The organism is uncultured Jatrophihabitans sp., assembly GCF_964252635.1.
Classification (GTDB): domain Bacteria; phylum Actinomycetota; class Actinomycetes; order Mycobacteriales; family Jatrophihabitantaceae; genus Jatrophihabitans.
Genome location: NZ_CAXUNP010000004.1, coordinates 1 through 23,384, shown reverse-complemented (window position 1 = coordinate 23,384; position 23,384 = coordinate 1). Strand labels below are relative to the sequence as shown.

Sequence of the window (23,384 nt, the reverse complement as noted above, 5' to 3'; positions counted from 1 at the left end):
GGCACAGGATGAAACAGGCGAAACCTACCTGTGTGTCGGCGCAGAGACCAGGGTCAGAGCTCGAGCGCTTGCTGCACGGGCTCGGCGATGGCCGGGGTCGAGGCCGGCGCGATGAGGTCCGGGCCGTCGTTGTTCACGTTGCCCACGGCCTTGCCCACCTCGTAGGGCTCGAGGCGGGCGGGGTCGAGCTCGTCGAGCAGCTGCTGGGCCACGGCGACGTCGCCCGTCGAGCAGTCCAGCCAGCGCTCGCGCAGCGCCCTGGGCAGGACGACGGGGTTGCGGTCGTGGATCTCGCCCAGCAGGTCCGTCGCCTGCTGGGTGATGATCGTGTACGAGCAGAGCCAGCGCTGCGGGTCGTCGTCGGCGCGGGTGCGGTCGCGCCACAGCTCGTAGAGCCCGGCGAAGGCCAGCAGCTCGCCGTCCGGATCGTGCAGGAAGTACGGGACCTTGCCGCCGTCGACCTGTTTCCACTCGTAGTAGCCCAGGGCCGGCACCAGGCAACGACGTGCCGCCGCGGCCTTCGCGAACGCCGGCTTGCTGGTGACCGTCTCGATCCGGGCGTTGATCATCCGGGCGCCGCCCCTGGCGTCCTTCGCCCAGCTCGGTACCAGCCCCCACCTCGCGGTGCGCAGCAGGTGGACCGCGGCTGCGTCGTCGTCGCTGCCGGGCGGGCGGCGTTCGACCACGATCCGCGTGGAGTCGGTCGGCGCCACGTTCCAGGACGCCGCGGGCGGGCCGTCGAGCGTTTCCTCGACGTCGAACTCGAGCGTCAGATCGGGGTCCGAGGCAACGCTGACGTAGCGACCGCACATGCCTCCAGTATCCGCCGTGGCGGTTGGGGGTGCCTCTCGAGCGGCACACAGGATGCTCACGGTCCCGGCACAGCCGGCGCGGGCATCGTCAACGGTGTCAGGACCCCACGAGGAGTTGATCGCCATGACCGCATTCGCGCCCAGGACCGTCCCGTTCCAGGCCCCGCCGCGGTTCGACGCCACCTACCTGGCGTGGAACACGGTGGCCAGCTTCGACGACTACGCCGATGCCCAGCGCGCCGTCGACACGCTGTCCGACGACGGGTTCCCCGTCGAACACCTGGACATCGTGGGCTCGGACCTGCGTCTGGTCGAGCGGGTCACCGGCCGGCTCACCAAGGGACGCGCCGCCGGCGCCGGTGCCCTGAGCGGGCTGTGGTTCGGCCTGTTCATCGGCCTGGTCCTCGGCATCTTCAGCGAGGGCCCGTGGGCCGGTCTGCTGCTCGTCGGCGCCGCGATCGGCGCGGTCTGGGGTGCCGTGTTCGGCTACCTCGGCCACGCCGCGACCCGCGGGACGCGTGACTTCGCATCGGCCCGCACCCTGACCGCGGCGCGGTACGACATCGTGGCCCGCAACGGCTACGCCGACGCCGCACGCAGCGGCCTCGACACCGGCGGGCTGCGCACCGCCGTCTGAGGCGGCCCGGGGGAGCCCCGCCGGCCGGTCTCAGCCGGCCGGCGGGGCGAAGAACTCCAGCGCGATGTTGTCGGGGTCGCGGAAGGACAGCCCGGAGCCGTAGTGCGCGTCCACGACGCCGCCGTGCTCCACACCCAGCTCGTCCAGCTTCGCCACCCAGCTGTCGAGCTCGGCCCGATCGGCGCAGGCGAAGGCGACATGGTCGAGTCCGGTGTCCGTCTCGTCGAAAGTGCTGCCGCCCCGGCCCGCCGGGTGGGTGTGCAGGCCGAACAACTGGCCCCCGCCGAGCGCGAACACGGTGTGGTGGAAGTTGCTGATCGACTCGTCCTCGTCCAGCACCGCGTCGGAGCCGAACAGGGCGCGGTACCACTGGGTGCTCCGTTCGAGGTCGGTGACGGTGACGGCGACGTGGGCGAGGGAGGGAAACATCGACGGTTCCTTCGGACAGGGATGCGGGACGGCTGCTGACCGCTCCAGTCTCGACGCGCTCTGCGGGCCGGTCGCCCGCCGTCCGGTGGGGACGCCGCCTACCCGGCCGGTGGGGTCGGCCCGGGGAGGTCGATCGCGGGGCATGCTGGGCGCGTGCCCCGCACCGAGCTGACCGTCGCGACGGCCGCCGGGCCGGCGGCCGTGGAGCTGAGCCGGCCACCCGCGGCGTCGGCGCTGGTGCTGCTGACCCACGGTGCGGGCGCCGGCGTGCAGACCGTCGACCTGCTGGCGGTCCGTGACGCGCTGGTCGCCGTCGGGGTCGCCGTCGGCCTGGTCACCCAGCCGTACCGCCTCGCCGGGCGCGGCGCGCCGCCGGCGCCGGCGCGGCAGGACCCGGCCTGGTCGGAGGTCGTGGCGGCCGTCCGGCGTCGCCGCGGCCTCAGCCGCGTCCCGCTCGTGCTCGGCGGGCGGTCCAACGGAGCACGGGTGGCGTGCCGCACCGCCCGCACGACCGGGGCCGGCGCGGTCGTGGCCCTCGCCTTCCCGCTGCACCCGCCCGGGCGTCCCGACCGCAGCCGGTTGCCCGAACTGCAGGACGCCGGCGTCCCCGTCCTCGTCGTACAGGGCGATCGCGACCCCTTCGGCATGCCGCCGCCGGGCGACGGCCGCCGGGTCGTCGTCGTTCCGCGCGGCGACCACGGCCTGAAGCAGGACCCGGCCGCGGTGGCCCGCGCCGTGACCGCCTTCGTCACCTCCGTTCTGGGGGAGTACAAGACGGCCCATTCTGATTAGGCTCGTCATATGGCCGTACGCGTGACCACGGAGGTCGTGCCCGGAGTCGGCCTGCGCCACGACCTCACGCTGGACGAGGGGCACAGGCTCGGCGTCGTCGTGCGTCGCGACGGGGGACACGACCTGGTCGTTGCCGGCGAGAACGGGTCCGAGGTCTCCGTGCGCCTCGGCCAGGCCGAGGCCGACGCCGTCGCCGAGCTGCTCGGCGGCCCGAAGGTGGTGAAGCGGCTGACGGCCCTGCAACGGGCCGCTGCCGGCGTGCTGACCGAGCAGCTGCCGATGCCGAAGCATTCGCCGTACTCGGGTCGTCCCCTCAGCGACACCAGGGCCCGTACACGCACCCGCGCCTCCATCGTCGCCGTTATGCGCGGCGGCGCGACCCAGCCCTCGCCCGCGCCGGACTTCGTCCTCGAGGGCGGCGACCTCGTCGTGGCGATCGGCACCCGCGAGAGCCTGGACCAGCTCGCCCACATCCTGGACGGGACAGGATGAGCCTGAACGGAACCGGCTGACGGTTCACCCCGTCGAGATGTCGGCGACCAGCGCGGACGTGACCCCGATGAGGTCGCCGGGCGCCAGTTCCACCTGCAGCCCGCGCTTGCCCGCGGAGACGAAGACCGTGTCGAACAGCCCCAGCGACTCGTCGACCACCACCCGTAGCCGGCTCTTCTGGCCCACGGGCGAGATGCCGCCCACCACGTAGCCGGTGGCCCGTGCGGCTGCGGCCGGGTCGGCGAGCTCGGCCCGCTTGCCGCCGAGCGCGGCGGCCAGGGCCTTCACGTCCAGCCGTGCGGCGACCGGCACCACCGCGCACGCCAGCGCTCCGTCGACCGAGGCGATGAGGGTCTTGAACAGCCGCTCCGGTTCGACGTCGAGGGCGGCGGCGGCCTCCTCGCCGAAGGCGGTGGCCCGGGGGTCGTGGTCGTAGGGATGCAGGGTGAAGACGATCCCCGCCGCGGTGAGGGCCGAGGTCGCGGGGGTGCCGGTCGCCACGGCGCTCAGATTAGCCGCGGTCCCGATCCGGCGACGGTCCCGATCCGGCGGCGGTCCCCAGCGGATTCCGGGTCGTCCGGAATGCGACCCGGGCCGGCGCCGTTCCACCAGGAGCCAAGGAGAGGATTTCTGCGATGGCGTTGTCGGTGCTGGAGCGACCCGTGAACGGTCGCACGCTAGGCTCGACCCCGGAACTGCGGAGCGATCCGCGCGAGGGGAGCACGGTGGCTGAGGAGACGGTCGAGGCTCGGCGAGCCCGCTTCGAGCGGGATGCGCTCCCCTTCCTCGATCAGCTGTACGCAGCGGCGATGCGCATGACGCGCAACCCCTCCGACGCCGAGGACCTCGTCCAGGAAACCTTCGTCAAGGCGTACGCGGCGTTCCACCAGTTCACCGAGGGCACCAACCTCAAGGCCTGGTTGTACCGCATCCTGACGAACACCTTCATCAACAACTACCGCAAGAAGCAGCGCCAGCCCCAGGAGTCCGGTAACGAGGACGTCGAGGACTGGCAGCTCGCGCGGGCCGAGTCGCACACCTCGAGCGGGCTGCGTTCCGCCGAGATGGAGGCGCTCGACCACCTCCCCGACTCCGACGTCAAGGACGCCCTGCAGGCCCTGCCCGAGGACTTCCGACTGGCCGTCTACCTGGCCGACGTCGAGGGCTTCGCCTACAAGGAGATCGCCGAGATCATGGGCACTCCGATCGGCACCGTCATGTCTCGACTGCACCGCGGACGCAAGCAGCTGCAGAACCTGCTCGCCGACTACGCCCGCGACCGCGGTCTGATCCGCACCGGCGCGGGGAGCGAGTCGTGAACTCAGGGATGGGCTTCGGGCCCGGCAACATCGACTGCAACGACGTGTTGAGCGAGCTGACGATCTTTCTCGACAACGAGACCGACGTGGCGACCAAGACCCGCATCGCCCAGCACCTCGACGCCTGCAGCCCGTGTCTCGAGCAGTACGGCCTCGAGAAGGACGTCAAGGCGCTGATCGGTCGCTGCTGCGGCGGCGACCGGGCCCCGGAGACGCTGCGGGCCCGGATCTCGGTGCGCATCACCGAGATCACCGTCGTCGAGTAGCGGTCACCCGCCGGCCGCAGGGCCGACTGTGCGCGCGAGCTGGCGCGCGGCCTGCAGCCCGGCCGTGATGTCGTGGCGCCCGTGCTGGCCCAGCACCACCCCGAGCATGTCGGTCACCCGCCCGCGCGCCACGCGCCACGTGCGGAACATGAAGCAGCCACCTGCAGCGTCGTCCGACCCGGTCTTGGTGCCGATGAATCCCTCACGGCCGAGCAGGGCGTCGGTGTTGCGGACCGAGCCGGCCACCGGGACCCGGTAGCTCGTCCGTGACACCAGATCGGCGAACACCGCGTCGCCGGCCACGGCGCCCGCGAGGGTCAGCTGGTCACGCGCGGTCGACACCGTGCGCGGGTCGTAGCCGCTCGGATCGGTGTAGCGCGTCTGGGCCATGCCCAGGGACCGCGCGACGGCGTTCATGCGCACGACGAACCCGGCCGTCGTGCCCCCGATGCGCCGCGCGAGCAGGACGGCGACGTTGTTCGCCGACGGCAGCAGCAACGCCGCCAGCGCCTGCCGTTCGGTGATGTGTTCGCCGGTCTCCACCCGCACCACCGACTCGTTGCGGGCCCGTCGGGCCCGGTAGTCCTGTTCGTCCGCGGCCGTCACGGTGTAGACCGGCCCTTGCTCGCCGTCGCGCAGCGGCTGCGCGCGCAGCACGACGTAGGCCGTCATGACCTTCGCGAGGCTGGCGATCGGCGCGGCGTTCTGGCCGGGACTGCTGCGGACGGTGACGGGGACACCCGCACCGCCGAGGCGGTACGCGGCCTGGCCGGATACCGGCCACCCGTCACGACCCAGGTAGGCACGGCGCAGATCACTGGTGCGGACCCGGTGCACCACCAGGGCGGCCACCCCGCCCGCGACCAGCAGCCCGACGACCAGCGCCGCCGTCAGTACGACGCGGCGCGAGCTGCGCGGCGTCGAGGACGGCGTCGGGGAGGGTGAGGCGGGCAGGTCTGGTCGGGGCAGCGTCGTGGTCATGCGGCCCACCGTGTCGGGCGGCCGTTATCGTCGACGTTCCGCCGACGCTTATGGCCCGCTTATGCCGCGTCGGCCAGGCTGCTCCGGGACGGGGGAGGGACGGGCGTGCGCGTACTGCTGGCCGACGACGAGCGGCTGCTCGTTGACACCGTCGCCGACGGCCTGCGCAAGCTCGCCATGGCCGTCGACGTCTGCTACGACGGCGAGGCGGCGATCGAGCGGCTCGGGGTGAATCGCTACGACGTCGCGGTGCTCGACCGCGACATGCCGCACCGGACGGGCGACGAGGTGTGCCGGTGGGCGGTGCAGTCCGAGGTGCGGGCCCGGATCCTCATCCTCACGGCCGCGGCGGGCATCCGCGACCGCGTCGACGGTCTGTCGCTCGGTGCCGACGACTACCTCACCAAGCCGTTCGCATTCGCCGAGCTCGCCGCGCGCATCCAGACGCTCGCCCGCAGGCCCTCGGTCGGCGCCGCCCCGGTGCTCGAGCACGACGGGATCGTCTTCGACATCCCCAGGCACCGCGCATTCCGCGACGGCCGCCTGCTCGACCTGACCCCGAAGGAGTTCGCCGTCCTGGGCGTCCTGGTGCGCTCGGCGGGCTCGGTCGTCAGCGCCGAGGAACTGTTGGAGAAGGCCTGGGACGAGTACGCCGACCCGTTCACGAACGCCGTGCGGGTCGCCGTCATGACCCTGCGCAAGAAGCTCGGCGACCCAGCGGTGGTGCACACCGTGCCGCGGGTCGGCTACCGCCTGGGCGCCGGCTGATGCGGCTGACCGCCCGGCGCCGGGTACTCATCGCCCTGCTCGTCACCTGGCCGTTCGCGTTCGTGTGGTTCGGGTGGATGGCGCTGATCGCGTACGCCCTCACCGAGCACTACCGCACCGGTTACGCCAGCTGCGGCGGCGGCCTGAACATCATCAACCTGCCGGGTGTCATCAACGGCTGCGACAGCGTCTTCAGCCCCGGCGTCGCGTACGTCGAGCTCGTCGTCATGGCGGCGATCGCCGCTGTCGTGGCGTACGCGATGGCCCGGTGGGTGCTCGCGCCCGTGCGGGCGATGGCGGAGACCGTCGACCGCCTCGGGCCCACCAGCCTGGGCCTGCGCCTGCGTCAGGGCGGCCCGGCCGACGAGACCCGTCACCTGGCCGACGCCGTGGACGCGATGCTCGACCGGGTCGCGGAGGGTTACGAGGCGCAGCGTCGGTTCGCCTCGACCGCCTCGCACGAGCTGCGCACGCCGCTGGCCACGCAACGCGCCCTGATCGAGGTCAGCCTCGGCTCCGCCCTGTCGGCGGACCAGCTCGAGCTGGTGTCGCGTCAGCTGCTCGCCACCAACGAGCGCAACGAGCGGCTCATCGACGGTCTGCTGACGCTGGCCGAGACCGAGCGCGGCCTGATGTCGCAGCAGGTCCAGCCGTTCGACCGGATCGTCCGCGACGCCGTCGAACTGCAGGCCGCCTACGCCAAGGAGCGCGGTGTCGAGCTGCGCACAGAGCTGCACCCGGTAGCAGTGCGCGGCGAGCTCCCCCTGCTGGAGCGGCTGGTGGCCAACCTCGTGCAGAACGCGATCAAGTACAACGTCGAGGACGGGTGGGTCGACGTCGCCCTCGACACGTCCGGCGTGCTCACCGTGGTCAACTCCGGGCCGGTCGTGCCCGCCGACCGGGTCGCGTCGTTGTTCGAACCGTTCCACCGGATGAGCGGCGAACGGCTCGATCACGGAGGAGGCGTGGGGCTGGGGCTGACGATCGCCCGGTCGATCGTCGCCGCGCACGACGGGGCCGTCGACGCGCGCGCGAACCCCGAGGGCGGGTTGACCGTCGACGTGCGCCTGCCCGGCGCGCGGTGATCGCTCCCGACCCGGTCAGACGCCGCCCGCGAAACCGAGCTGGCGCCAGGCCTCGTACGCGGCGATCGCCGCCGCGTTCGACAGGTTGAGCGACCGCCGGGCCGCCAGCATCGGGATGCGCACCTGCTCCGTGACGTGCGGGTCCGCCAGCACCGCCGCCGGCAACCCCTCGGGCTCGCCCCCGAACACCAGCACGTCACCGTCGGCGTAGGAGATGTCGGCGTAGGACGTGTCGGCGTGGCTGGTGAACGCGAACACCCGCGCGCGGCCGACGGCGTCCCACAGCGCATCGATCGACGGATGCACGGTGACCACGGCGAGGTCGTGGTAGTCCAGACCTGCCCGCCGCAGCTTCGCGTCGTCGAGGTCGAAACCGAGCGGTTCGACCAGGTGCAGGTGCGCGCCGGTGGCCGCGGCGAGCCGGATCGCGTTGCCGGTGTTGCCGGGGATGCACGGTTCGACGAACACCAGGTGGAGCACGCCCGCGAGCCTAGCGGCGCGAGGAGCTACGCCGTCCGCTCGTGGCCGGACATCGTCCGCTCCTCGGCCTCGACCAGCTCGGGCGACGCCGAGTCGGAGTAGTAGTCGTCGGCCTCGGTCTCGTCGGTGCCTGCCGGCGCCTTGACGAGCCGCAGGACCACGGTGAGCACGACGGCCACCACGATGTTGAGCAGCAGCGCCGTGATCGCGATGTAGACCGTCGTGTCCGTGCCGGGGAACTTGGCCAGCGACGACCCGAAGTGCCGCATGCCGTCGACGGTGGTCACCGGCTTGCCGTCGACCAGCTTGGTCGTCGCGTTCGGCACCTTCTGCCGGTAGGCGGTGATCGTGCCGTAGACCATGCCGGCCGCCCAGCCGAGCAGCAGCGCCCAGCGGTGGAACCAGCGCGTGTACAGGCCGGCGACGATGGCCAGGATCGTCTGCAGGATCCAGACCCCGCCCAGCAGCTGCAGGTTGATCGCGTTCTGCTTGTCCATGCCCAGGACGAACAGCAGGGCGCCGAACTTCACGAGCAGCGAGACGATCTTGCTGACCTGCGCCTCCTCGCGCGGGGCGGCATCAGGGCGGAAGAACTCGCGGTAGATGTTGCGGGTGAACAGGTTGGCCGCGGCGATGGACATGATCGCGGCGGGCACGAGCGCACCGATGGCGATGGCCGCGAAGGCCACACCCGCGAACCAGGACGGGAACGCGTACTGGAAGAAGTGCGGCACGGCGAGCTGCGCGTTGGCCTTGCCGTCCTGGCCGAAGACGTTCATGTGGCCCTGCTTCACCTCGTAGATCGCGGCGAAGCCGAGCAGGGCCAGCAGGGCCAGCATGAGCGAGTACGCCGGCAGCAGCGCGGCGTTGCGGCGGATCGTCATGCGGCTCTTGCTGGCCAGCACGCCGGTCATCGAATGCGGGTACATGAACAGCGCCAGCGCCGAGCCGAAGGCCAGCGTGCCGTAGGCCCACGTCGTCTTGTCGCCGGTGATCAGCGCGCCCGTCGGCGGACCCCCGGGCTTGCTGGGTGCCGACAGCTTGGCGTCCGCGGCGTGGAACATGTCGCCGAAACCGATCTTGGCCGCGACGTAGATGACCGCGACCACGATCACGACGTAGATCAGGGTGTCCTTGACGAACGCGATCAGCGCGGGTGCCCGCAGGCCGGAGGAGTAGGTGTAGGCGGCGAGCACCGCGAAGGCAATGATCAGCGGCAGGTCGCGGACGAACGCGTTGCCCGAGCCGCCCAGGCCCATCGTGTCGAGCACGGCCTGGATGCCGACCAGCTGCAGGGCGATGTAGGGCATCGTCGCGATGATGCCGGTGATCGCGATCGCCAGGGCCAACCCGCGGCTGCCGTAGCGCCCGCGGACGAAGTCGGCCGGCGTCACGTAGCCGTGCCGGTGCGCGACGCTCCACAGCCGTGGCAGGAAGATGAAGATGATCGGGTACGCGACGATCGTGTAGGGCACCGCGAAGAAGCCGCTGACCGCGCCGGTCGCGAACATCGCCGCCGGCACGGCCACGAAGGTGTACGCCGTGTAGAGGTCGCCGCCGAGCAGGAACCAGGTGATCCACGTGCCGAAGCCCCGGCCGCCGAGACCCCACTCGTCCAGGCTGTTCATCGACGCCGACCGGCGCCAGCGCACGGCGAGGAACCCGCCGGCGGTCACGATCACGAAGAAGAACAGCACGACGCCGAGTTCGACGCCGTTCACGTCGCCGCCGGCGGCGAGAGCGGCGCTCATCGCTGACCCCGCGCCCGCTTGATGACGAGGTAGGCCGCCCACGTGAGCGCCGGCGTCAGGAACACCCAGAGAATCTGGTACCAGTAGAAGAACGGGAACCCCCACACCGTCGGCGTCCGACGGGAGTAGGTGGGTACCAGCGCCAACGCCACCAGCGGGATGCCGAGCAGCACGGCAACGGTGATCTTGGTGGCGGCCGGCAGGGGGCCGGGACGACTCGTCGGCATCGTGTCTCCTCCGCAGACTCTCAGGGCACGACGGACCTTAGTACGGTTCGCCCGTCTTGCGGCGACATCGGGCGGTACCGGGGGAGATTGCCGGGTCGCCGGACGCGCCGTCGGGGCGTTCACACGTTGCGATGGCAGGCTGACGGTGATGTCCGCGCTCACCGAGACCCTGGCCGCCCGCACCGCGCTCGACGAGGGGCAGGTCGACCACATCGCACGCCTGGTGGGCGAATGGCAGCTGCTCTCGGACCTCGCGTTCGCCGACCTGCTCCTGTGGGTGCCCGTCGCGGTCCCCGCCGCCGAGGCCGGCAGCGTGCCGGCGTTCCTCTGCGTCGCGCAGTGCCGGCCCACTACCGGCCCGACGGCCTACCAGCACGACCAGGTCGGCGTCCTGCAGGTCGGCAGCCGGGTGGCGCCGCTGCGCGTGGCCTACAACGAGGCGCGGATCTTCCGTGAGGTCGACCCCGACTGGGACGGGGACCTGCCCATCCGGCGGGAGGCCGTGCCGGTGCGTTACGGCGACGACGTCGTCGCCGTGATCGGTCGCGACGCGAACCTGGCCAGTGTGCGTACCCCCAGCCAGCTCGAGCTGGTCTACCTGCAGAGCGCCGCCGACCTCGCGGGGATGGTCGCCGACGGCACCTTCCCGGCCGCCGACTCGCCGATGGAGGAGGGCGCCGGGCCGCGTGCCGGTGACGGCCTGGTGCGCCTGGAGCCCGACGGCACCATCATCTACGCCAGCCCGAACGCGCTGTCGGCCTTCAACCGGCTCGGGGTCACCGGCAACGTGCTCAGCGAACCCATCAACGCGCTCACCAGCACCGTGGCCGACGACCCGTTCCACGCCGGCGACCTGGCGGCCGCCGTCAGTGCCGCGATCGACGGCGGTCACCCGGCGAGCATCGAGATCGACGGCGGGGGAGCGACCATCCTGTTCCGCGCCCTGCCCCTGCGCCCGCGGGGCGAGACGCTGGGCGCGCTGCTGCTGATGCAGGACGTCACCGAGTTACGGCGGCGGGACCGGCAGATCCTGTCCAAGGACGCGACCATCCGCGAGATCCACCACCGGGTGAAGAACAACCTGCAGACCGTCGCGGCGCTGCTGCGCCTGCAGGCCCGCCGGGTCGCGGTGCCGGCCGCGCGTACCGCGCTCGAGGAGTCGATGCGCCGGGTGCAGTCGATCGCGCTCGTGCACGAGACGCTCTCGGTGTCGATCGACGAGGCCGTCGACTTCGACGAGATCGTGGACCGGCTGCTCGGGATGCTCTCCGACGTGATGGGTTCCGCCGAGCGGGTCGAGGCCACCCGCGACGGCACGTTCGGCGAGGTCCCGGCCGAGATCGCCACCGCGCTCGTGCTGGTCATGACCGAGATCGTGCAGAACGCCATCGAGCACGCATTCCCGGACGAGCGGCGCGGGACGGTCACCGTGCGGGCCGTGCGCGAGCGCGGGCAACTCACCGTCGTGGTGAGCGACGACGGGGTGGGCCTGCCCGACGGGTTCTCGGGCGTCAAGTCCGACCGGCTCGGACTGCAGATCGTCAATACGTTGGTGTCGGCCGAGCTCAGCGGAACGGTCGAGTTCCGCCGGCTCGGGGCGGACGGGGGGACCGAGGCCGAACTGCGCCTGCCGCTGTCGCCACGTAAGTCGCGTCAGTCCTAGCAGGTCGCGCCGGCGGTGTCGGGCCCGGTGAAGTGCCCGGTCGCCGGCCCGGTCGCGGGCCTGGTCCGTCCGTCCTGATGGTTCGGGTCAGGCCAGCCGGGCGCGGGCCCGGGCGTTGCGACGCTTCAGGGCGCGGCGTTCGTCCTCGGACAGCCCGCCCCACACGCCGGCGTCCTGGCCGGATTCGAGGGCCCAGGTCAGACATTCCTGAATGACCGGGCATCGCCGGCAGACCATCTTGGCCTGCTCGATCTGCAGCAACGCAGGCCCGGTGTTCCCGATCGGGAAGAACAGCTCCGGGTCCTCGTCACGGCAGATTGCTCGGTGCCGCCAATCCATGCGTTTGATCTCCTCACTCGGCGTGTGACCGGGCTGTACGCCCGTTCGACCACGCTTGTGAATCCTTTCACGAGCCGGCCCGCGGTTCAAGCAATCGCCGGTGCGCTCTCGCGCACACTCGCCGACTCGCTGATCCTTGGGAGCCCGTGACGCGTGTGGTTCGTGGATGAGCGTGCTGCTCCTCCGACTGCGCAGCGTCGCGGGGCTGGCGGTGCTGCGCAAGTCGGCCCTGGCGACGTTACGCGGTCTGCCGGTCCCGGTCGAGGGCTTCAGCCCTGGCCTTCCCGGACCGGATAGTGCCGTCCACTCAGCTCTCCGGCCCCGGATCCTCGGGCGCGACGACGACCTCCAACGCATTGGGGACTGTACGGAACGTCACCTTGGTGGCCCGGATGTGCAGCGCGTCGCCGTCGACCTGGAAGGCGATGGGCTCGTCGGCGATCACCGTCACACCGTCGAGGTCCTGGGCCACGAACGCCCCGCGGCGGCCGATGCGAGGGCGGTTGCCGGACAGCCGGGCCATGCTGAACAGGATCCCCGGCGCGCTCATCCGGCGCCGCGCGTACACGCCGAGCCCCGTCCCGAAGTCGACGTCGGGGGTGGGGTGCAGCGGGCGGTTGCCCACGTAGGTCCACGGGTCGGCGTTGGTGACGACGGCGAAGTACACGTCGTCGACCCGCGTGCCGTCGGGCAGCTCGACGTGCAGGGTCGGGTGCCGGCGGTCGGCGCGCAGGAATTCGTGCACGCCGACCCGGGCGTAGAGCGTGTGGGTGGAGCGCCGGCCCTGGCGGCGCTTGCGCTCGACGCCGTGCACGATGGCGGCGTCGAAGCCGAGCCCGGCCGCGAAGCAGAAGTACCGGTCGTCGGCCTGGCCCATGCTGACCCGGCGCCGGGTACCGGCCCGCAGCCCCTCCAGCAGCGACCCGGTGGCCTCGATGGGGTCGTTCGGCAGCCCGACCGCCCGGGCGAACACGTTGGTGGAGCCCGCCGGGACGACGCCGAGGGCCGGGATGCGGTCGTGCACGCCGTCGGTGAGCAGGCCGTTGACAACCTCGTTCACCGTGCCGTCGCCGCCCAGCGCCACGACGACGTCGGTGCCGTTGCGCATCGCCCTGCAGGCCAGGGCGGCGGCGTGGCCGCGGTTGGCGGTGACGACCACCTCGAGGTCGGCGAGGCCGCCGAGGGCGTGGGCGAGCACGTCGCGTTCCCGGGCACTGGTCGCCGTGGCACGCGGATTCGTGACAACGAGAGCGCGCATCGGGCCAGCCTACGGGCCGGACGGGGTCCGGCAGGGCGTGGCTACGCTGGGTTGGTGCAGACGCCCGTGGACCGCGCCACCTGGCGTGCCGCGCCCGTCCCCATTCGGGTGGCTGCCGTCATCCTCGCCGTGGAGGCGCTGGGCCTGACCGGCCTCGGGCTGTTCGAGATCGTCAGCACGGTCACGGGCCACCCGGACAGCGTCGCCCGCGCGCTGCTGGGCGCCCTGCTGGCCCTGCTCGCCGCGCTGGCCCTGCTGTTCGGTGCGCGCGGGCTGGTGCGGCTGCACGCGTCGGCCCGTTCGCCGATGGTGGTCCTGCAGCTGCTCGCCATCCCGGTGTCCTACAGCCTGGCCTTCCAGGCCGGCCGCGTCGAGTACGGCGGGCCGATCCTCGTCGCCGCCCTCGCGGTGCTGTACCTGCTGTTCACGCCACCGGCGCGCGAGGCGCTCTACCGCGACCCGCCGCGCTGACCGCTCCGCCGCACGGGCCGCAGGCCGGTGTCAGGACTTCCGGCGGCGCTGCTCGACCTCCGGCTCGGGCGCGCCCAGGCTCTCGCGCATGCGCTTGAGCCCGCGGGCGACCAGCCGTGACACCTGCATCTGCGAGACGCCGACGATGGCGGCGATCTCGGTCTGGGTCTTGTTGGCGATGAAGCGCAGCAGCAGGATCTCGCGCTCGGCCTCGGGCAGGTTGGCGATCACCTTGCGCAGCATGGCGCGCTGCTCGACCTGCTCGAAACCCTCGTCGATGGTGCCGAGCATCGGGTGCTCGGGTACCGACTCGCCCGGCGCGGCGAGCACGTCCAGGGGCACGCCCGAGTACGCGCGGGCGGCGTCGAGCGCCTCGAGCACGGTCTCCTCGTCGATCTCGATGCGCGCCGCGAGCTCCGGCACCGTGGGGGCGCGGCCCAGTTCCTGGCTGAGGTCGGCGCGGGCCGCGTTCAGGGTCGTCTGCAGCTCCTGCGCGCGCCGGGGCACGTGGATCAGCCAGCCCGTGTCCCGGAAATGCCGCTTGATCTCACCGAGGATCGTGGGCGTCGCGTACGTCGAGAACTCGAGCTTGCGCTCCGGGTCGAACCGGTCGATGGCCTTGATGAGCCCGATGGCCCCCACCTGCACGAGATCGTTCATGGGCTCGTTGCGGCCGGAGAAACGGCGCGACAGGTACACGACCAGCGGCATGTGCAGCTCGACGAGCTGATCGCGCAGCGACCGTCGGCGCGGGTCCTCGCCGGGCAGCTGGTGCAACTCTGCGAGCAGCGCACTGGCCCGGCCGTGGTCCCGGCTCGGTCGGTCGGTAGAGGTCACGTGCTCGCCCGGTTCGCCTCGTAAGCCCTGCTCACGCTTGCGCTGCCTCGCGGGCCTTGACCACGGAGATCGTCAGCTGGTCGTGGTTCTTCACGACGTCCACCTCGCTGGCCAGGGCGCCCAGGACGGTCCAGCCGAAGCCGTCGCGGTCCGGCTCGGACTCGTCGCGGGTGGACACCGACGTCGAGACGCACAGGCGACCGGTGGCCAGCTCGAAGCGGGCGGTCAGCCGGGAGTCGGCGGTGGCGTGCGGCAGCAGCAGCGAGCAGGCCTCGTCGACGGCGAGCCGCAGGTCCTCGATGTCGTCGATCGTCAGCTCGCACCGGGCGGCCAGGCTGGCGGCGGTCAACCGCAGGGTCGAGACATACGCGACGTCGGCGGGCGCTCCCACCTCGACGATGTCGCCGTCGACCCGACTCGGAACCGGTGCGCTCATGTCTTTCCTTCGTCTGTCGGGTCTGCGGGGGACGTCTATCGGTTCAGCGGGACAACAGCGTAGGTGCGGAGGTGCGACGAGCCGGAGCGGGGTCGGTCACGCGACCGGGTTGGGCAGGTTCCACCGGAGGAGAGCCGGTACGGAGTGCTCGGCTCCCAGCACCGACGGCGCCGCCGTCCCCAGCAGCAGACTAGCGCCGCCCGCGGCGGGCAGGTTGATCCACCGCGCACCCAGTACGCGGCTGAAGTGGCCGTGTCCGAACAACATCACCGGCCCTGTCGTGAGATGTCGGGATATGCGCTCCAGGAGACGGTCGGCCCGGGCCTGCACGTCGGCGACGCTCTCGCCGTTCGGGCACCCCTCGGTGAACACCGTCCAGTCGGGATCGGTCTCGTGGATCTCGTCGGTGGTGATGCCCTCGTAGTCGCCGTAGTCCCACTCGGCGAGGTCCTCGGTGATCTCGTCGACGTGGACGCCGGCCAGCCGCGCGGTCTCGAGCGCGCGCGTGCGCGGCGAGGACAGCACCTGCACCGGCCGCACCGCGGCGAGCATGTCGCGCAACGCCTCGGCCTGGCGCTCACCGTTCTCGGTGAGCGGCACGTCGGTGAGGCCGGTGTGCCGTCCCGAGACACTCCACTCCGTCTCGCCGTGGCGCACGATCCAGATCTCGGCGGAGTCGCCGAAGGCCGGCTCTGCAGGAGAGCCGGCCTTCGTGGTCGTCATACCGGGTTTCCGGACGGCGGTGTCAGGCCGCCTTGGTCTCCCAGAAGATCCGGTCGATCTCGGCGATCTGGTCGAGCAGTTCCTGGCCCTGGGCCGGGTCGACCTCGCCCTTGCCGCCCGCGGCGCCGGCCTGCTTCGTGGCCTTGTTGAACAGCTCGTGCAGCTGCGGGTACTTCTCGAAGTGCGGCGGCTTGAAGTAGTCGGTCCACAGCACCCACAGGTGGTGCTTGACGAGCTCTGCGCGCTGCTCCTTGATGATCAGTGCGCGGGTCCGGAACACCGGGTCCTCGTTGCCCTGGTACTTCTCCATGATGGCCTTCACGGACTCGGCCTCGATGCGCGCCTGGGCCGGGTCGTAGACCCCGCACGGCAGGTCGCAGTGGGCGTGAGCCACGGTGGACGGACGGATCAAGCGCATAGCCTTCCTCCAAGGTCGTGTTGCCGTAGGGCAGTCAGATTTCCGACCCTACTCCCGGATCGATGCCCGTCTGGAGGTGCCGTCAACCATGATGTGGCGTGATCGATTGCCCCTACGGGTGGTCGAGGTGTCCGGCCCGTCGATGGTCCCGACCCTGCACCACGGGGACGTCGTCCTGGCCCGGCGTGCGGCGCGCGGTGACCGGGTGTCGGCGGGCCAGGTGGTGCTCGCCCGGTTCCGGTCGATGCCGGACCGGCTGGTCGTCAAACGCGCCGCCCACCCGGTCGACGGCGGGTGGTGGCTCGTGTCCGACAACACCTTCGCCGGCGGCGACAGCGAGGCGCACGGGGTGGCTGACGTCGAGGCGCGCGTCGTGCTCCGCCTGCGTGGGGAAGGGCCGCGGCTGCTGGCCTGACCGGCGTCGTCGCCCCGGGAGGGGCCCCTGCGCGCTCTGTGCCACACTCGAACGGCGGGCGAACCCCGACCTCGACGATCTGCGCCACGACCTGGCCGGGACCACGTACGGGTATCGCGGATACCCACGTCAGCTGGGGAGCAGAGGCAGTGGCCTTCGACGTGCGCGCATCGGACGCGCCCATCACGCAACGGCACGAGGACGTCTCGCGCGAGGACGTCTTCCGCGCGCACGAGGGCGGCAAGCTGGCCCTGCGCAGCACCATGCCGCTGACCGACCGTCGCGCGCTGTCGCTGGCCTACACGCCCGGTGTCGCCGACGTGTGCAGTGCCATCGCCGACGACGAGTCCCTGGCCCGGCAGTACACGTGGCGCTCGCGGCTGGTTGCGGTGGTCAGCGACGGCACGGCGGTGCTCGGCCTGGGCAACATCGGCGCCGCGGCGGCACTGCCCGTCATGGAGGGCAAGGCCGCGCTGTTCAGTGAGTTCGCGGGCATCAACTCGGTGCCGATCGTGCTGGCCACCACCGACGTCGACGAGATCGTCGACACCGTGCGGCGGATCGCACCGTCCTTCGGCGGCATCAACCTGGAGGACATTTCCGCGCCTCGCTGCTTCGAGATCGAGGCCCGGCTGCGCGATGCGCTCGACATCCCGGTCTTCCACGACGACCAGCACGGCACCGCGATCGTCACCCTGGCCGCCCTGCGCAACGCAGCCACCGTCACCGGACGCACGCTCGCCGACCTCCGCGTGGTGGTGTCGGGTGCGGGCGCCGCCGGTGTCGCGTGCACCAGGATCCTGCTGTCCGCGGGCATCGGTGACATCGCGGTGGCCGACTCGAAGGGCATCGTGCACTCCGGCCGCGAGGACCTCTCGCCGGTCAAGGCCGAGCTGGCGCGGATCTCCAACCGGGCGGGGCGTACGGGGTCGCTGGTCGACGCGCTCGACGGCGCCGACGTCTTCCTCGGGTTGAGCGCCGGGGCCGTCGAGGAACAGGCAATCGCGCGGATGGCCCCGGACGCGATCATCTTCGCGCTGGCCAACCCGACCCCGGAGGTCGACCCCGAGGTCGCCCACCGTCATGCGGCGGTCGTGGCCACCGGCCGCAGCGACTACCCGAACCAGATCAACAACGTGCTCGCGTTCCCGGGTGTCTTCGCAGGCGCGTTCGACGCCGGGGCGCGCGCCATCACCGAGAACATGAAGCTGGCCGCGGCGCGGGCGCTCGGCGACGTCGTCGTAGACGCGCTCGAGCCGACGCACATCGTGCCGACGCCCTTCGACCCTCGGGTGACGCCGGCCGTGCGGTCGGCGGTCGCCGACCAGGCACGGCACGACGGGGTTGCCCGCGCCTGACGCGGACGCTCAACTCCCGGCGGAGACCGTCATCTGGTCGCCGTGCAACGACACGACGATCGTCTGCCCCGGGAAGATGAGGTTCGGGTTGCGGCCGATGACGCTCTTGTTCCAGTCGTAGACGCGACCGACGCCGCGCTGGTTGAACCACTTCGCGATCAGGGTGAGGTTGTCGCCCTTGCGCACGCGGTACTTGACGACCTTGCTGGACGCCGCCGGTTTCGAAGCCGAAGTCGAGGTCGGCTTCGAGGCTGGCTTCGACTTCGTCGGCACCGTGCTGACCGGGGCTATGGTGGCCGGGGTCGTGGTGGCCGGGGTCGAGGTAGCGGCCGACGTGGCGGGGGAGGACGCAGCGGTCGAGGACGCGGCGCTGCTCACCCGGCCCACCTCGCTGCCCGGTGGTTGCCTGGCCGCTCGGTCCGTCCCCGAGTCGTGGCCGGTGAGCGTCACGATCAGCGCCACGACGCCGGCGACGACCAGGGCCGCCACGAGTCCGGCCAGTGTCTTGGTGCGCGTCGGACCACGATCGTCGGCGTGTCCTGTTGCCATGTCTGATCCCCCCTGAGTAGGAGATGTACCCAGGACATCGACGTACACCACCGAAATTTAACGTGGCACAGCTCATCCCCTGAGGCCGGCCACGACCTGCGTGCGCGCTAGTCCTCGTCCTCGTCGTCACGTGCGAGCCAGGTGGCGAGCCGGTCGATCGCCGTCTCGAAGTCGGGGTGTGCGTCCACGAACGCCTGGAGACGCGCCCCGAGCCATTCGACGCTGATCTCCTCCTCGCCGCGACGCGACACCAGTTCCTCGATGCCGCGGTCTGTGAAGTACATGTCCGCCTCCGCGATCGTCGCCCGCCTCAGCCGTCGGCGAGGTAGCGCACGCCGAGCTGCCGGCGCGCCTCGTCCAGGGTCTCCAGGATGCCGATCGTGTCGGACAGCGGCACGACCGGGCTCTCGGTCTCGCCGGCGCGCAGGCACCGCGCGACCTCTTCGAGCTCGGCGCGGTAGCCGTTGCCCTCGATCGTCGGGGCGTCGATCTGCTCGTCGCCCGCGGACGAGTGCACCACGACCCGGCGCCCACGGTGGATCCGTGGCTCGAGCGCGATCCACCCGTCCGTGCCGGTGACGAGGGCGGCGAACGGGCTGTCGCCGGCGGCGCTGGTGTAGATCTGCGCGACGCGGCCGTCCGGGTACCCCCATTGCAGGGCGGCCGACAGGTCGGACCCGGTGGGTGACAGCGACCCGGTGGCCTGCACCGTGGCCGGTCGGCCCAGCCAGGTCCACGTGACCGCGGCCGGGTAGACGCCGAGGTCGAGCAGCGCGCCGCCGCCGGCGGCCAGGTCGAACAGCCGGTGCGACGGGTCGAACGTGAAGCGCTTCGACAGGTCGGCGCGGACGCCGATGACGCTGCCGATCGCGCCGTCGGCCAGCAGCTGGGAGACCCGGCGGACCAGCGGGTGGAAGCGCACCCACATCGCCTCCATGGCGAACAGTCCACGCGCCCGCGCCTCGGCGGCGACCTCGGCGGCCTGCGCTGCGTTGAGGGTGAACGCCTTCTCGACCAGCACCGGCTTCCCGGCGCGTAGACACAGCAGCGCGTGCTCGTGGTGCTGGGCGTGGGTGGTGGCGACGTAGACGACGTCGACGTCCGGGTCGGCGACCAGCTCGGCGTAGGAACCGTAGGACCGTGCCACCCCGTGTTGCCGCGCGAACGCCGCGGCCCGGTCGCCGTCGCGTGCGCCGACGGCCTGCAGGACGTGGCCGGGCAGCGCCGCGAGGTCGGCGCTGACGGTGGCCGCGATGGCCCCGGCGCCGAGCACGCCCCACCGCACCGGCTGGTCTGCTGCGATCACGCCGTCCTCCACCTCCCGTTGAGCGGCGCCTTACCGGCCGAGTGGCGCGTTGAAAGTCGCCACTCGGACGGCAAGGCGCCACTCAACGCGGACGAGACGGATCAGCCCTGGGCGAAGGCGTCGGCGACGATCTGCTTCTGCTGGGCCTCGTGCCTGGACTGCGACCCGACGGCCGGCGATGCCGACGCGCGGCGCGACACCGCGAGCAGCCCGCGCCCGTCGAGGTGCTCGGGCAGGTTCAGCGCCAAGAAGGGCCACTGACCCTGGTTCGCGGGTTCCTCCTGCACGTGCACGAGCTGGGCACCTGGGAAGCGGTCGAGCTCGGCGCGCAGCGCGTCGACCGGCAGCGGGTAGAGCTGCTCCAGCCGCACGACGGCGACGTCGGTGCGCCCGGACCTCTCGCGCTCCGCGGCGAGGTCGTAGTAGACCTTGCCCGAGCAGAGCAGGACCCGGGTGACACCGGACGGGTCGGCCCCACCGTCGGCGAACAGGGGGTCGGCCAGCACGGGCTGGAACGTGCCGCCGGTGAAGTCGTCGAGGTCGCTGACGGCCGCCTTCAGGCGCAGCAGCGACTTCGGGGTGAACGCGATCAGCGGACGACGTACCGGCGAGAGACCTTGCCGGCGCAGCAGGTGGAAGTAGTTCGCGGGTGAGGAGCACATCGCGACGGTCATGTTGTTCTCGGCCGCCTGCTGGAGGAATCGCTCCGGCCGCCCCGACGAGTGGTCGGGCCCCTGGCCCTCCTGCCCGTGCGGCAGCAGCAGGGTGACGGCCGAACGCTGGCCCCATTTGGCCTCGCCGGAGGAGATGAACTCGTCGATGATGGTCTGGGCGCCGTTGAAGAAGTCGCCGAACTGCGCCTCCCAGCAGACGAGCGCGTCGGCGCGCGCCACCGAGTACCCGTACTCGAACCCCATCGCCGCGAACTCGGACAGCAGCGAGTCGTAAGCCATGAAGTGCGCCTGGTCGGGGGTCAGGTCGTGCAGCGGCGTGTACTCCTCGCCGGTCTCGCGGTCGATCAGGGTGGCGTGACGCTGGGTGAACGTGCCGCGGCGGCTGTCCTGACCGGCCAGCCGCACGGTGCGCCCCTCCATGACCAGCGAGCCGAACGCGAACAGCTCGGCCGTGGCCCAGTCGACGTTGCCGGAGCTGGCCATCGCCACGCGCCGGTCGATCTGCGGCTTGAGCCGCGGGTGCATGGTGAAGCCCTCGGGCGGGTTCGCGTAGGCCTCGCCGATGCGCTTGATCGCGTCGAGCGGCACCGCGGTGGTGACCGACTGCGACGGCGTCTCGCGCTCGATCTCGGGCTGCGGCGCGGCCGTGTCGGAGGCGTTGCGCGTCTCGACGAACACCTTTTCCAGCTGGGCCTGGAAGTCCTTGAGCGCGTGCTCGGCGTCCTCCAGCGTGATGTCGCCGCGGCCGACGAGGGCCTCGGTGTACAGCTTCCGCACGCTGCGCTTCTTGTCGATGATGTCGTACATCAATGGCTGGGTGAACGACGGGTTGTCGGCCTCGTTGTGACCGCGACGCCGGTAGCAGACCATGTCGATGACGACGTCCTTGCGGAACTCCCGGCGGTACTTCACCGCGAGTTCGGCGACCCGCACGCAGGCCTCGGGGTCGTCGCCGTTCACGTGGAAGATCGGTGCGGAGATCATCCGCGCGATGTCGGTGGAGTACAGCGACGAACGCGACGACGACGGGGAGGTGGTGAAGCCGACCTGGTTGTTCACGATGACGTGCACCGTGCCGCCGGTGCGGTACCCACGCAGCTGCGACAGGTTCAGGGTCTCGGCGACGACGCCCTGGCCGGCGAACGCCGCGTCGCCGTGCATGAGCACGGGCAGGACCGAGTAGTTCTCCTGGCCCTGGTTGAGCTCGTCCTGCTTGGCCCGGACGATGCCCTCGAGCACCGGGTCGACGGCCTCGAGGTGGGACGGGTTCGCGGTGAGCGACACCGTGATCTCGCTGCCGCTGGCGGCGTGGAAGGTGCCGTCGGCGCCGAGGTGGTACTTGACGTCGCCCGACCCCTGGGCCGAGCCCGGGTCGATGTTGCCCTCGAACTCGTTGAAGATCTTCGCGTAGGGCTTGCCGACGATGTTGGCGAGCACGTTGAGCCGGCCGCGGTGCGGCATGCCGATGACGACCTCGTCCAGGCCCTCGTCGGCGGCCTGGCCGAGCACGGCGTCCATCAGCGCGATGACGGTCTCGGCGCCTTCGAGGCTGAACCGCTTCTGGCCGACGTACTTGGTCTGCAGGAAGGTCTCGAAGGCCTCGGCGACGTTCAGCCGGCCGAGGATGTGCAGCTGCTGGTCGCGGCTGGGTTGGCCGGACTTGAGCTCGATGCGCTGCTGGAGCCACGCACGCTGCTCGGGGTCGGTGATGTGCATGTACTCGACGCCGACGCGACGGCAGTACGCGTCCCGCAGCACGCCGAGGATGTCGCGCAGCTTCATCAGCTTCTCGCCGGCGAACCCGTCGACCGGGAACTCACGGTCGAGGTCCCACAGGGTCAGCCCGTGGCGGGTGATGTCGAGGTCGGGATGGCTGCGGACGGTGAACTCGAGCGGGTCGGTGTCGGCCATCAGGTGACCGTTGGTGCGGTAGGCGTTGATCAGCTCGATGACGCGGGCGTTCTTGCCGATCTGGCCCTCGTGGCTGAAGTCGCGATCGACGAGCCAGCGCACCGGCTCGTAGGGGATGCGCAGCGCGGCGAAGATGGCGTCGTAGAAGTCGTCGGCCAGCAGCAGCTGGTGGACGCGCCGCAGGAACTCGCCGGACTGCGCGCCCTGGATGATGCGGTGGTCGTAGGTCGAGGTCAGCGTCATGATCTTGCTGATCGCACGCTGGGCCAGCGACTCCTCGCTCATCCCGCTGAACTCGGCCGGGTACTCCATGGCCCCGACGCCGACGATCGTGCCCTGACCCTCCATCAGCCTGGGCACCGAGTGGTTGGTGCCGATGGTGCCGGGGTTGGTGAGGCTCAGCGTGGTGCCGGCGAAGTCGTCGGTGGTGAGCTTGCCGGCGCGGGCCCGGCGGATGATGTCCTCGTAGGCGTTCCAGAACTGCGCGAAGTCCATCGTCTCGGCCGACTTGATCGAGGCGACGACCAGCGAGCGGGCGCCGTTCTTGCCGGCCAGGTCGATCGCGATGCCCAGGCCGATGTGCTCGGGGGTGACGACGGCGGGCTTGCCGTCCACCTCGGCGAAGTGGCTGTTCATCACCGGGACGTCGGCCAGGGCACGCACCACCGCGTACCCGATGATGTGCGTGAAGCTGATCTTGCCGCCGCGCGAGCGCCGCAGGTGGTTGTTGATCACCACCCGGTTGTCCGCGATCAGCTTGGCCGGCACGGCCCGGACGCTCGTCGCGGTCGGGACGTGCAGCGACTGCTCCATGTTGGTGACGACGCGGGCCGCCGCGCCCCGCAGGGTCGCCGTCCCCGCGTTGTCGATCGTGTGCGTCGTCGGCGCCGTGCCCGCGGCCGGCGTGACGTTCTCGGCGGCGGGGGACTCGGCGGGGCGCCCCTCGGCGGGCCGGGCGGCCGGCGTGCTGCGTCCGCTGGTGCCCTG

At 71.4% G+C, this 23,384-nt stretch carries 28 protein-coding genes; 11 read left to right on the top strand and 17 right to left on the bottom strand.

The genetic code is table 11. The features are described from left to right. Positions 1–53: 53 nt before the first annotated feature. On the bottom strand, positions 54–812 hold the full coding sequence (locus ACFFCA_RS02765) for an SOS response-associated peptidase (RefSeq protein WP_375481587.1): 759 nt from the start codon (positions 810–812) through the stop codon (positions 54–56). 124 nt (positions 813–936) lie between these two features. Between ACFFCA_RS02765 and ACFFCA_RS02760 the strand changes: the two genes are divergently transcribed. Further along, on the top strand, positions 937–1,449 hold the full coding sequence (locus ACFFCA_RS02760) for a general stress protein (protein ID WP_375481585.1): 513 nt from the start codon (positions 937–939) through the stop codon (positions 1,447–1,449). A 30-nt stretch (positions 1,450–1,479) separates the two neighbouring features. On the opposite strand, the gene ACFFCA_RS02755 is transcribed toward ACFFCA_RS02760, so the two are convergent. Further along, positions 1,480–1,878 carry a VOC family protein gene (locus ACFFCA_RS02755; protein WP_375481583.1) on the bottom strand — a complete coding sequence of 133 codons (399 nt, stop codon included), beginning with the start codon at positions 1,876–1,878 and terminating at the stop codon, positions 1,480–1,482. Between the two features lie 153 nt (positions 1,879–2,031). Here ACFFCA_RS02755 and ACFFCA_RS02750 point away from each other — a divergent pair, with 153 nt between their 5' ends. Then, the gene (locus ACFFCA_RS02750; RefSeq protein ID WP_375481581.1) at positions 2,032–2,670 is read left to right on the top strand and encodes an alpha/beta family hydrolase; all 639 of its coding nucleotides are present in this window, start codon (positions 2,032–2,034) and stop codon (positions 2,668–2,670) included. Between the two features lie 9 nt (positions 2,671–2,679). Then, positions 2,680–3,162, top strand: coding sequence for a cation:proton antiporter regulatory subunit (locus ACFFCA_RS02745; RefSeq protein WP_375481579.1), 483 nt, complete (start codon positions 2,680–2,682; stop codon positions 3,160–3,162). 24 nt (positions 3,163–3,186) lie between these two features. Here ACFFCA_RS02745 and ybaK read toward each other — a convergent pair whose 3' ends face one another. Further along, entirely contained in the window at positions 3,187–3,663 is a 477-nt protein-coding gene (gene ybaK / locus ACFFCA_RS02740) for a Cys-tRNA(Pro) deacylase (RefSeq protein ID WP_375481577.1), read from the bottom strand. Positions 3,664–3,797: 134 nt separating this feature from the next. On the opposite strand from ybaK, the gene ACFFCA_RS02735 reads away from it, so the two are divergent. Both ACFFCA_RS02735 and rsrA read left to right on the top strand, forming a co-directional pair. Next, positions 3,798–4,481, top strand: coding sequence for a sigma-70 family RNA polymerase sigma factor (locus tag ACFFCA_RS02735; RefSeq protein WP_375481575.1), 684 nt, complete (start codon positions 3,798–3,800; stop codon positions 4,479–4,481). Further along, the gene (gene rsrA / locus ACFFCA_RS02730) at positions 4,478–4,747 is read left to right on the top strand and encodes a mycothiol system anti-sigma-R factor (protein WP_375481573.1); all 270 of its coding nucleotides are present in this window, start codon (positions 4,478–4,480) and stop codon (positions 4,745–4,747) included. The genes ACFFCA_RS02735 and rsrA overlap by 4 nt, the downstream gene beginning before the upstream one ends. Before the next feature lie 3 nt (positions 4,748–4,750). Here the strand turns inward: rsrA and ACFFCA_RS02725 are convergent, their stop codons facing one another. After that, positions 4,751–5,728: a D-alanyl-D-alanine carboxypeptidase family protein gene (locus ACFFCA_RS02725; protein WP_375481571.1), complete on the bottom strand. Its 978-nt coding sequence runs from the start codon at positions 5,726–5,728 to the stop codon at positions 4,751–4,753. Between the two features lie 105 nt (positions 5,729–5,833). Between ACFFCA_RS02725 and ACFFCA_RS02720 the strand changes: the two genes are divergently transcribed. Next, positions 5,834–6,496: a response regulator transcription factor gene (locus ACFFCA_RS02720; RefSeq protein WP_375481569.1), complete on the top strand. Its 663-nt coding sequence runs from the start codon at positions 5,834–5,836 to the stop codon at positions 6,494–6,496. Next, entirely contained in the window at positions 6,496–7,581 is a 1,086-nt protein-coding gene (locus tag ACFFCA_RS02715; RefSeq protein WP_375481567.1) for a sensor histidine kinase, read from the top strand. The genes ACFFCA_RS02720 and ACFFCA_RS02715 overlap by 1 nt, the downstream gene beginning before the upstream one ends. 15 nt (positions 7,582–7,596) lie before the next feature. Here the strand turns inward: ACFFCA_RS02715 and ACFFCA_RS02710 are convergent, their stop codons facing one another. Genes ACFFCA_RS02710 through ACFFCA_RS02700 form a run of 3 tightly spaced genes read right to left on the bottom strand, consistent with a single transcriptional unit; the run spans position 7,597 to position 10,039 of the window. Then, positions 7,597–8,061, bottom strand: coding sequence for a tRNA (cytidine(34)-2'-O)-methyltransferase (locus ACFFCA_RS02710; RefSeq protein WP_375481565.1), 465 nt, complete (start codon positions 8,059–8,061; stop codon positions 7,597–7,599). A gap of 26 nt (positions 8,062–8,087) precedes the next feature. Continuing rightward, the gene (gene mctP / locus ACFFCA_RS02705) at positions 8,088–9,812 is read right to left on the bottom strand and encodes a monocarboxylate uptake permease MctP (protein WP_375481563.1); all 1,725 of its coding nucleotides are present in this window, start codon (positions 9,810–9,812) and stop codon (positions 8,088–8,090) included. Then, positions 9,809–10,039 carry a DUF3311 domain-containing protein gene (locus tag ACFFCA_RS02700; protein WP_375481561.1) on the bottom strand — a complete coding sequence of 77 codons (231 nt, stop codon included), beginning with the start codon at positions 10,037–10,039 and terminating at the stop codon, positions 9,809–9,811. Before ACFFCA_RS02700 ends, mctP begins: the two co-directional genes overlap by 4 nt. A 148-nt stretch (positions 10,040–10,187) precedes the next feature. Between ACFFCA_RS02700 and ACFFCA_RS02695 the strand changes: the two genes are divergently transcribed. Continuing rightward, complete coding sequence (locus ACFFCA_RS02695; protein ID WP_375481559.1) at positions 10,188–11,702, top strand: sensor histidine kinase; 1,515 nt, start codon at positions 10,188–10,190, stop codon at positions 11,700–11,702. Between the two features lie 87 nt (positions 11,703–11,789). Here ACFFCA_RS02695 and ACFFCA_RS02690 read toward each other — a convergent pair whose 3' ends face one another. Together ACFFCA_RS02690 and ACFFCA_RS02685 are read right to left on the bottom strand one after the other, a co-directional pair. Beyond that, the gene (locus ACFFCA_RS02690) at positions 11,790–12,041 is read right to left on the bottom strand and encodes a WhiB family transcriptional regulator (RefSeq protein WP_375481557.1); all 252 of its coding nucleotides are present in this window, start codon (positions 12,039–12,041) and stop codon (positions 11,790–11,792) included. A gap of 307 nt (positions 12,042–12,348) precedes the next feature. Then, entirely contained in the window at positions 12,349–13,299 is a 951-nt protein-coding gene (locus ACFFCA_RS02685) for a diacylglycerol/lipid kinase family protein (RefSeq protein WP_375481555.1), read from the bottom strand. A gap of 54 nt (positions 13,300–13,353) precedes the next feature. Between ACFFCA_RS02685 and ACFFCA_RS02680 the strand changes: the two genes are divergently transcribed. Next, positions 13,354–13,770, top strand: coding sequence for a hypothetical protein (locus tag ACFFCA_RS02680; RefSeq protein WP_375481553.1), 417 nt, complete (start codon positions 13,354–13,356; stop codon positions 13,768–13,770). Positions 13,771–13,800: 30 nt separating this feature from the next. Here the strand turns inward: ACFFCA_RS02680 and ACFFCA_RS02675 are convergent, their stop codons facing one another. The 4 genes from ACFFCA_RS02675 to sodN form a co-directional block, all read right to left on the bottom strand. Then, positions 13,801–14,607 (bottom strand): SigB/SigF/SigG family RNA polymerase sigma factor, encoded by an 807-nt coding sequence (locus tag ACFFCA_RS02675; protein ID WP_375481551.1) that lies wholly within the window; start codon positions 14,605–14,607, stop codon positions 13,801–13,803. Positions 14,608–14,638: 31 nt separating this feature from the next. Continuing rightward, positions 14,639–15,043 carry an ATP-binding protein gene (locus ACFFCA_RS02670; RefSeq protein ID WP_375481549.1) on the bottom strand — a complete coding sequence of 135 codons (405 nt, stop codon included), beginning with the start codon at positions 15,041–15,043 and terminating at the stop codon, positions 14,639–14,641. A 96-nt stretch (positions 15,044–15,139) separates the two neighbouring features. After that, positions 15,140–15,766 carry a histidine phosphatase family protein gene (locus ACFFCA_RS02665; protein WP_375481547.1) on the bottom strand — a complete coding sequence of 209 codons (627 nt, stop codon included), beginning with the start codon at positions 15,764–15,766 and terminating at the stop codon, positions 15,140–15,142. Positions 15,767–15,788: 22 nt separating this feature from the next. Further along, on the bottom strand, positions 15,789–16,184 hold the full coding sequence (gene sodN, locus ACFFCA_RS02660; RefSeq protein ID WP_375481545.1) for a superoxide dismutase, Ni: 396 nt from the start codon (positions 16,182–16,184) through the stop codon (positions 15,789–15,791). Here sodN and ACFFCA_RS02655 point away from each other — a divergent pair. Beyond that, on the top strand, positions 16,162–16,599 hold the full coding sequence (locus ACFFCA_RS02655; protein ID WP_375481543.1) for a S24 family peptidase: 438 nt from the start codon (positions 16,162–16,164) through the stop codon (positions 16,597–16,599). The two genes, sodN and ACFFCA_RS02655, sit on opposite strands and share 23 nt — an antisense overlap. Before the next feature lie 263 nt (positions 16,600–16,862). Continuing rightward, on the top strand, positions 16,863–17,957 hold the full coding sequence (locus ACFFCA_RS02650) for an NADP-dependent malic enzyme (protein ID WP_375481791.1): 1,095 nt from the start codon (positions 16,863–16,865) through the stop codon (positions 17,955–17,957). A 9-nt stretch (positions 17,958–17,966) separates the two neighbouring features. Here the strand turns inward: ACFFCA_RS02650 and ACFFCA_RS02645 are convergent, their stop codons facing one another. The 4 genes from ACFFCA_RS02645 to ACFFCA_RS02630 all read right to left on the bottom strand — a co-directional run. Next, positions 17,967–18,506: a LysM peptidoglycan-binding domain-containing protein gene (locus ACFFCA_RS02645; RefSeq protein ID WP_375481541.1), complete on the bottom strand. Its 540-nt coding sequence runs from the start codon at positions 18,504–18,506 to the stop codon at positions 17,967–17,969. Between the two features lie 107 nt (positions 18,507–18,613). Next, complete coding sequence (locus ACFFCA_RS02640; protein WP_375481539.1) at positions 18,614–18,790, bottom strand: DUF6104 family protein; 177 nt, start codon at positions 18,788–18,790, stop codon at positions 18,614–18,616. Between the two features lie 26 nt (positions 18,791–18,816). Beyond that, a complete protein-coding gene (locus ACFFCA_RS02635; RefSeq protein WP_375481538.1) occupies positions 18,817–19,812 on the bottom strand; it encodes a Gfo/Idh/MocA family protein in 996 nt (331 codons plus the stop codon). A gap of 101 nt (positions 19,813–19,913) precedes the next feature. Next, on the bottom strand, positions 19,914–23,384 hold a 3,471-nt coding region (locus ACFFCA_RS02630), incomplete at its 5' end, for a multifunctional oxoglutarate decarboxylase/oxoglutarate dehydrogenase thiamine pyrophosphate-binding subunit/dihydrolipoyllysine-residue succinyltransferase subunit (protein WP_375481535.1).